Source organism: Phyllobacterium phragmitis, assembly GCF_002980495.1.
GTDB lineage: Bacteria > Pseudomonadota > Alphaproteobacteria > Rhizobiales > Rhizobiaceae > Paramesorhizobium > Paramesorhizobium phragmitis.
The window spans coordinates 1-7,918 of record NZ_PVBR01000050.1 but is presented as its reverse complement, the minus strand read 5'-3'; the positions used below and the strand labels follow the sequence as shown (position 1 = coordinate 7,918).

Sequence of the window (7,918 nt, the reverse complement as noted above, 5' to 3'; positions counted from 1 at the left end):
GGCGACACCGGCAGCTTCGAGTTCGACATGACCAACGTGGTGCAGGCTGACGGCACGGCCGTGCCCTCGACCACGCTGACGACGACGGCGGAGGGCACGCCCGTCTCCTCGCCCGCCTACAACGCGGTTCCGGGCACGGACCTGACGCTGAGCGAAATCGTGCCGACTGGCTGGAACCTCGCCTCGGCGGTCTGTACCGACCAGAATGCCGGTGCGACGGGCAATCCGACGGTGATCGGCAGCCTTGCTTCCCCCACGCTCACCATTCCCGGCGCCAATGTGCGGCCGCAATCGGACATCCAGTGCCTGTTCACCAACGCCAACAGCACCGATCTGGCGATCACCAAGGATGATGGCGCGATAGCCTATGCGGCGGGCGGCAACGTCACCTATTCCATCGTCGTCAGCAATAACGGCCCCTCCGCGGTGACCGGCGCCAGGGTCAGCGATCCGCTGCCCGCCGGCATCACCACGGCGAACTGGACCTGCGGCGGCGTTACCGGCGGGGCCGCATGCGGCGCGGCAAGCGGCGCGGGCGCGATCGACACCACGGCGGACCTGCCGGTGGGCGCCTCGGTGACCTATGCGCTCACCATGGGCGTGCCGGCCGATTTCACCGGCGACCTCGTCAACACGGCCAATGTGGAGACCCCCGACGGCATCACCGATACCGACACCTCCAACAACACGGCGAGCGACACGGACGTCCCCGGCGTTCCCGGGCTGACCATCGACAAGACGGGAACGCTCAACGACCTCGACGGCGATGGACTGCTCGATCTGGGTGAGACGATCAGCTATGCGTTCCTGGTCACCAACACCGGCAATCTGACGCTGACCGATGTCACCGTCGACGACCCCAAGGTGACGGTCGATGAGGCGGCGCAGACGCTGGCGCCGGGCGGCACATTCACCTTCCACGGCACGTACACGCCGACGCAACCCGAAATCGATGCGGGGCAGGTGTCGAACACCGCGACCGGCACCGGCACGACGCCCGATGGCGGCACGACGGACAGCCCGCCCGACACGGTGCTGGTGCCGCCGGACCAGACGCCGGGGCTGACCATCGAAAAGACGGGAACGCTCAACGACCTCGACGGCGACGGGCTGCTCGATCTGGGCGAGACGATCAGCTACACGTTTCTCGTCACCAACACCGGCACGGTGACGTTGAGCGATGTCACGGTCGACGATCCGAAGGTGACGGTCGATGAGGCCCCGCAGACGCTCAGCCCCCGTGGCAGCTTCACCTTCCACGGGACCTATACGCCGACGCAATCCGAGATCGATGCGGGTGAGGTGTCGAACACCGCGACCGGCACCGGCACGACGCCCGATGGCGGCACGACGGACAGCCCGCCCGACACGGTGGTGGTCCCGCCGGACCAGGCGTCCGGCCTGACCGTCGACAAGACGGGCACGCTCAACGATCTCGACGGCGACGGGCTGCTCGATCCGGGCGAGACCATCACCTATGCGTTCCTGGTGACCAACACCGGCGCGGTGACCTTGAGCGATGTCACGGTGAAAGACCCGCTGCTGGCCAATGCCGGCATATCGGTGACGCCGGGCCCGCAGACGCTTACGCCGGGTGCGAGCTTCACCTTCACGGCGACCTATACGCCGACGCAAGACGAGATCGACGCGGGCTCCGTGTCGAACACCGCGACCGGCACCGGCACGACGCCCGACGGCGGCACGACGGACAGCCCGCCCGATACGGCCGTGGTTCCGCCGGACCAGACGCCGGGGCTGACCATCGACAAATCAGGCACGCTCAACGACCTCGACGGCGACGGCCTGCTCGATCCGGGCGAGACGATCACCTATTCGTTCCTGGTCACCAACACCGGCAATGTGACCTTGACCGGCGTCACGGTCGACGATCCGAAGGTGACGGTCAATGAAGACCCGCAGACGCTTGGGCCCCGTGGCAGCTTCACCTTCCACGGCACATACACGCCGACGCAAGACGAGATCGATGCGGGGCAGGTGTCGAACACGGCGACGGGTACGGGCACGCCGCCCGGTGGCGGCGATCCGATCGACAGCCCGCCCGATACGGTCGTGGTGCCGCCGGACCAGACGCCCGGGCTGACCATCGACAAGACGGGAACGCTGAACGACCTCGACGGCGACGGCCTGCTCGATCTGGGCGAGACCATCAGCTACACGTTCCTGGTCACCAACACCGGCAATGTGACCTTGACCGGCGTCACGGTCGACGATCCGAAGGTGACGGTCAACGAAGACCCGCAGACGCTTGGCCCCCGTGGCAGCTTCACCTTCCACGGGACCTATACGCCGACGCAAGACGAGATCGATGCGGGGCAGGTGTCGAACACGGCGACGGGTACGGGCACGCCGCCCGGTGGCGGCGATCCGATCGACAGCCCGCCCGACACGGTGGTGGTGCCGCCGGACCAGGCGTCCGGCCTGACCATCGACAAGACGGGCACGCTGAACGATCTCGACGGCGACGGGCTGCTCGATCCGGGCGAAACAGTCAGCTATGCGTTCCTGGTGACCAACACCGGCGCGGTGACCTTGAGCGGCGTGACGGTCAACGATCCGCTGCTGGCCAATGCCGGCATCGAACTCGACCAGGGTCCGCAGACGCTGGCGCCGGGCCGCAGCTTCACCTTCACGGCGACCTATACGCCGACCCAGGGTCAGATCGACGCGGGCTCGGTGACCAACACGGCGACCGGCACCGGCACGACGCCCGACGGCGGCACGACGGACAGCCCGCCCGATACGGTGGTGGTGCCGCCGGACCAGGCGTCCGGCCTGATCATCGAGAAGTCGGGCATGCTCGACGATCGCGACGGCGACAATCTCATCGATCCGGGCGAGAGCATCATTTATTCGTTCGTGGTGACCAACACCGGCGCGGTGACCTTGAGCGACGTCACCGTCAACGATCCGCTGCTGGCCGATGCCGGCATATCGGTGACGCCGGGCCCGCAGCGGCTTACGCCGGGCCGCAGCGTCACCTTCACGGCGACCTATACGCCGACGCAGGCGCATATCGATGCCGGCCGGGTGGAGAACACCGCGACGCCGACCGGCACGCCGCCATCGGGCCCGCCGATCGAAGGCCCGCCCGACACGATCATCGTGCCGCCGGAACAGACGTCCGACATGACCATCGACAAGCAGGGCACGCTCGATGACCTCAACGGCAATGCACTGATCGATCCGGGCGAGAGCATCGCTTACGCCTTCGTGGTCACCAATACGGGTGCGGTGACGTTGAGCGGCGTGACGGTCGACGATCCGCTGCTGGCCAATGCCGGCGTGGCGCTCGACCAGGGGCCGCAGGTGCTGGCGCCTGGCGCCTCCTTCACCTTCACCGCGCGCTATACGCCGACGCAAGGTCAGATCGAGGCAGGCTCGGTGTCGAACACCGCGACGGGCGTGGGCACTCCGCCGTCCGGCCCGCCGGTGCAAAGCCCGCCGGACACGGCGGTGGTGCCGCCGGTCGAGCTGTCGCGTCTGACGATCGAAAAGACGGGCCGGTTCAACGATGTCGACGGCAATGGCTATGCCAGCCTCGGCGACACGATCACCTACAGCTTCATCGTCACCAATACCGGCGAGCAGGTGATCACGGATGTCGCGCCGGTCGACGCCGGGCCGACCTTCAACGGCAAGCCGGCGACGGCGACGCTGTCGGCCTTCACGCCGCCAAGCGTGACGCTGGGCGCACGGGCCGCGCAGACCTTCACCGCCATTTATACGCTGACGCAGGAGGATATCGACAATGCCGCCGGCGTGACCGGGGGCATGGAGAATTCGGCGACGGTAAAGGGCAATGCCGGGGGCACTCCGGTGCCCTCCAACAGCTCGACCTCGACGGTGACGATCCCGCCGGCCGAGCCCTCCGACATCTCCATCGTCAAGCAGGCCGGCCTGCGCCAGATCAAGCGTGGCGAGAAGGCGCCGTTCACCATCAAGGTGACCAACCATTCCAGCCGCAATGCCGGTTCGGTTGTCGTCACCGACATCATCCCGTCCGGCTTCCGCTTCATCGACGGGTCGGCAACCGTCGACGGTGTGGCGGCGACGCCCGTCATCGCCGGTCAGCGGGTGCGCTTCGACGATGTGGCACTCGGCCCCAATGCCGAAGTGATCATCCGGCTGCAGATGCTGGCCTTGAGCTCGGCTGGACCGGGCAAGCACACCAACAAGGCGGTGGTCAACGGTCCCGACGGCGCGCCGCTGGCGCCCGAAGCCCGTGCCGATATCGAGATCATGATCGAGCCGGTGTTCGATTGCGGCGACATCATCGGCAAGGTGTTCGACGACACCAACCGCAACGGCTATCAGGACGAGGGCGAGTTGGGCCTGCCGGGGGTGCGTGTCGCCACGGTGCGCGGCTCGCTGGTGACGACGGACCGGCATGGCCGCTTCCACGTCGCCTGCGCCGACCTGCCGGACAGCCGCATCGGCTCCAACTTCATCATGAAGCTCGATCCGCGCACCCTGCCGGCCGGCTACCGGCTGACGACGGAGAACCCGCGGGTCATCCGGCTGACCGCCGGCAAGATGTCGACGCTGAACTTCGGCGCCTCGATCGGCCGCGTGGTGCGGCTCGACCTGATGGATGCCGCCTTCGAGGCGGGCACAACCACCCTGAAGCGGCAATGGCAGAAAGGCATCGATCAACTGATCGCGGCGCTCGAAGGTGAGCCGTCGACGCTGCGCATCGGCTATGGCGCGACCGCCGACGCGGCGCTTGCCCGCCGGCGCATCCAGGCCATCGCGGAGGACATCGCGCAGCGATGGAAATCGGTCCGGGGCCGGTACGAACTCAACATCGAGACGCGCGTGGAGGCAGGCCAATGAGAACGATCCGCCAGAGTTCGATGGTCTTGCGTTCTGTAGCCCTGCGTTCAACGGCCCTGACTGCCGCGATCGCGCAAAAGCGCAATCTGCTTTTGGCGGGCTGCGCTTTGGCCGCGGTTCATGCGGCAACGATCGATGCCTTGGCTCAGGATGGGGCCCAGGATGGGCCCCAGGACGGGGTGCAGGCCCCGCTGCGCGGCCAGGTCCTGGACAACAGCGCCGTCAGGGATGTGGCCATCGCGCCCAATGTCGAGCAGGAACAGCCAGGTGAGGGCGGTGATATCCCGTTTTCGATCAGCGTCGACGGCGAGACCGTCGCCGAGGCCGGCAAGCCGTCCGGTGCGCCGGCAAAGGGCAAGACCAACCGGCAGCGCCAGAGCGATGTCGGCTTGAGCGCCGTCGATATCCAGGTCAAGTTCGACGGGCTCGACGTCCGGCCGATCCTCAATGTCTCGACCGTGCCTGTCCGCCGCGCCTATCATGTCGGCGAGCCGGTGCGCTTCCTCGCCACCGCCAACTATCCGGCCTTCATCGCGCGTTCCGAAATCCGCATCTTCGAGGCCGACGAGGCTTTGACCGGCGAACCGGCCGGCGTCATCCCGGTCACGGTCAATGGCGAGGCCGGCTGGGTGATGCCTGAGACGGAGAACGACGAGACGCGGTTCAAATATGTCCTGCGCGTCTATGACGATCAGGGCCGCTATGACGAGACCTTGCCGCGCCCGATCGCCCGCACCGACAGGGAGCTTCCCAAGGAGGAGACGAAGATCACCGACGCGCCGGCGCCCGGCATGGGCGAGGACAATACCGGCTCGCGCAACATCCAGGTCAATGGCGGCGCGGTGACGGTCTATGGCCGCAACGTGCCTGAGGGCTATCAGGTGCGCGCGCTCGACGATATCGTGCCGCTCGACCGCAACCAGTCCTTCGTCGTGCAGCGCATCCTGCCGCCCGGCGATCACGATGTCGATGTCGCGGTGCTGGGTTCGCTGAAGGGCAGCGCGCTCGACTTCAGCCGCGAGATCAACATCCCCGACAATGACTGGTTTTATGTCGGCCTCGCCGATCTGACCGTCGGCAAGCGCTCCGGCGACGACAATATCGAAGCGGTGCGCTCCGGCGAATATGACGAGGTCTATACCAGGGGAAGGCTGGCCTTTTATGTGAAGGGCAAGATCAAGGGCCAGTATCTTTTGACCGCGGCCGCCGATACCGGCGATGACGATCTCGACAATCTGTTCCGCGGCCTCGACGACAAGGATCCGAGGAACCTTCTGCGCCGCATCGATCCCGATCAGTATTATCCCGTCTATGGCGACGATTCGACCGTCATCGACGACGCGCCGACCAATGGCAAGTTCTATGTCAGGCTGGAGCGCGGCGACAGCCATGTGATGTGGGGCAATTACAAGGCGATCATCAAGGGCACCGAGTTCATGCATTCGGAGCGCGCGCTTTATGGCGCCAGCGGCGTCTACCGCTCCGAGGCGGTGACGGCGTTCGGCGAGCGGCAGACCGAGGTCAGCCTTTACGCCGCCCAGCCCGACACGCTGCCGCAGCGCGACGAGTTCCTCGGCACCGGCGGCTCGGCCTACTTCCTCAAGCGCCAGGACATCACCACCGGTTCCGAGACGCTGACGGTGGAGGTGCGCGACCAGGTGACGGCTCAGGTGCTGGAGCGCAGGACGCTGGTCTATGGCGAGGACTATACGTTCGACTATCTGCAGGGCGTGATCATCCTCAAGCGTCCCCTGTCGTCGTCGACCGGCACGAACTCCGCGGTGCGCGAGGGGGCGCTCGGCGGCAACAAGGTCTATCTCATCGCCCAGTACGAATACACGCCGACGGCCGGCGACGTCGACGGCTATGTCTATGGCGGTCGCGCCCAGCATTGGTTCGACGAGAAGGTGCGCATCGGCGTCACCGGCATGAGCGAGACCACCGGCCTTGCCGACCAGCAGGCGCTCGGCGCCGACATCACCATCCGCCATTCGGAAAAGACCTTCCTCGAAGCGGAGGTCTCGCACTCCAAGGGGCCGGGCTTCGGCACGTCGCGCTCCACCGATGGCGGGCTGACCTTGAGCGATGTCGCCACCACGGGCTCGCGCAACCGCGCGGCGACGGCCTGGCGCACCCGCGGCCAGGTCGATCTCGAGGATATCTCGAAAAGCGGCATCAAGGGGACGGTCGGCGGCTATTACGAGCAGAAACAGGCCGGCTTCTCGACGCTGTCCGACCAGATCGCCGTCGACCAGCGCATCTTCGGCGCGCATGCCGATCTCGAGCTCACCGAGGATACGGCCCTCAAACTCACCTATGACGACTTCCACGAGGGCCGCGACTATGACGAATTCTACGGCCGCGAGACCGGCGGGCGCACCAGGCGCAAGGGCGAGGCGACGGTCAGCCGTCAGCTCAACGACTATTGGAAGGCGTCCTTCGGCGTCTCCTATTCGCAATTGCGCTCGCCGATCGCGGTTGCTTCGGGCAAGGGCGGCAATGACGGCGAAAGGCTCGATGCCGGCGTCAGGCTGACCTACGCCCCCGACGCCGACCAGGAATATTATGTCTTCGGCCAGGGCACGCTGTCGCGCGACGGCGATATAAGGCGCAACGACCGCATCGGCCTCGGCTCGAAATACCAGCTGACCGAGAAGATCGGCCTGGAGGGCGAGGTGTCCTACGGCAATACCGGCGTCGGCGGGCTCGCCGCCATCAATTATGCGCCGACCGCCGACGACAATTACTACTTCGGCTACCGGCTCGATCCCGACCGCGGCTTCGACCTCGACCGTTCCTATGATCTCGACGGCACCGACAGGGGCACCTTCGTGCTCGGCATGCGCCGCAAGCTCGACGATACGCTGTCGGCCTATGCCGAGAACAATTACGACCTGTTCGGCCGCCGGAACGCGCTGACCAAGACCTATGGCGTCGTCTATACGCCCGATGCGGTGTGGACCGTCGATGGCGGCTTCGAGGCCGGCACGATCGAGGATGACAGCATCGATCCGGGCACCGGGCTGGAGCGCTCCGACTTCGACCGCAAGGCGGTGTCGCTGTC

General features: G+C 66.5%; 2 protein-coding genes. Both read left to right on the top strand.

Annotation, left to right across the window (positions count from 1 at the left end):
- Positions 1-4,854, top strand: a 4,854-nt coding sequence (locus C5748_RS26980) for a DUF11 domain-containing protein (protein WP_146119639.1), incomplete at its 5' end; no start/stop codon positions are given.
- On the top strand, positions 4,851-7,918 hold a 3,068-nt coding region (locus C5748_RS26975), incomplete at its 3' end, for a hypothetical protein (protein WP_105746100.1). The genes C5748_RS26980 and C5748_RS26975, both read left to right, overlap by 4 nt.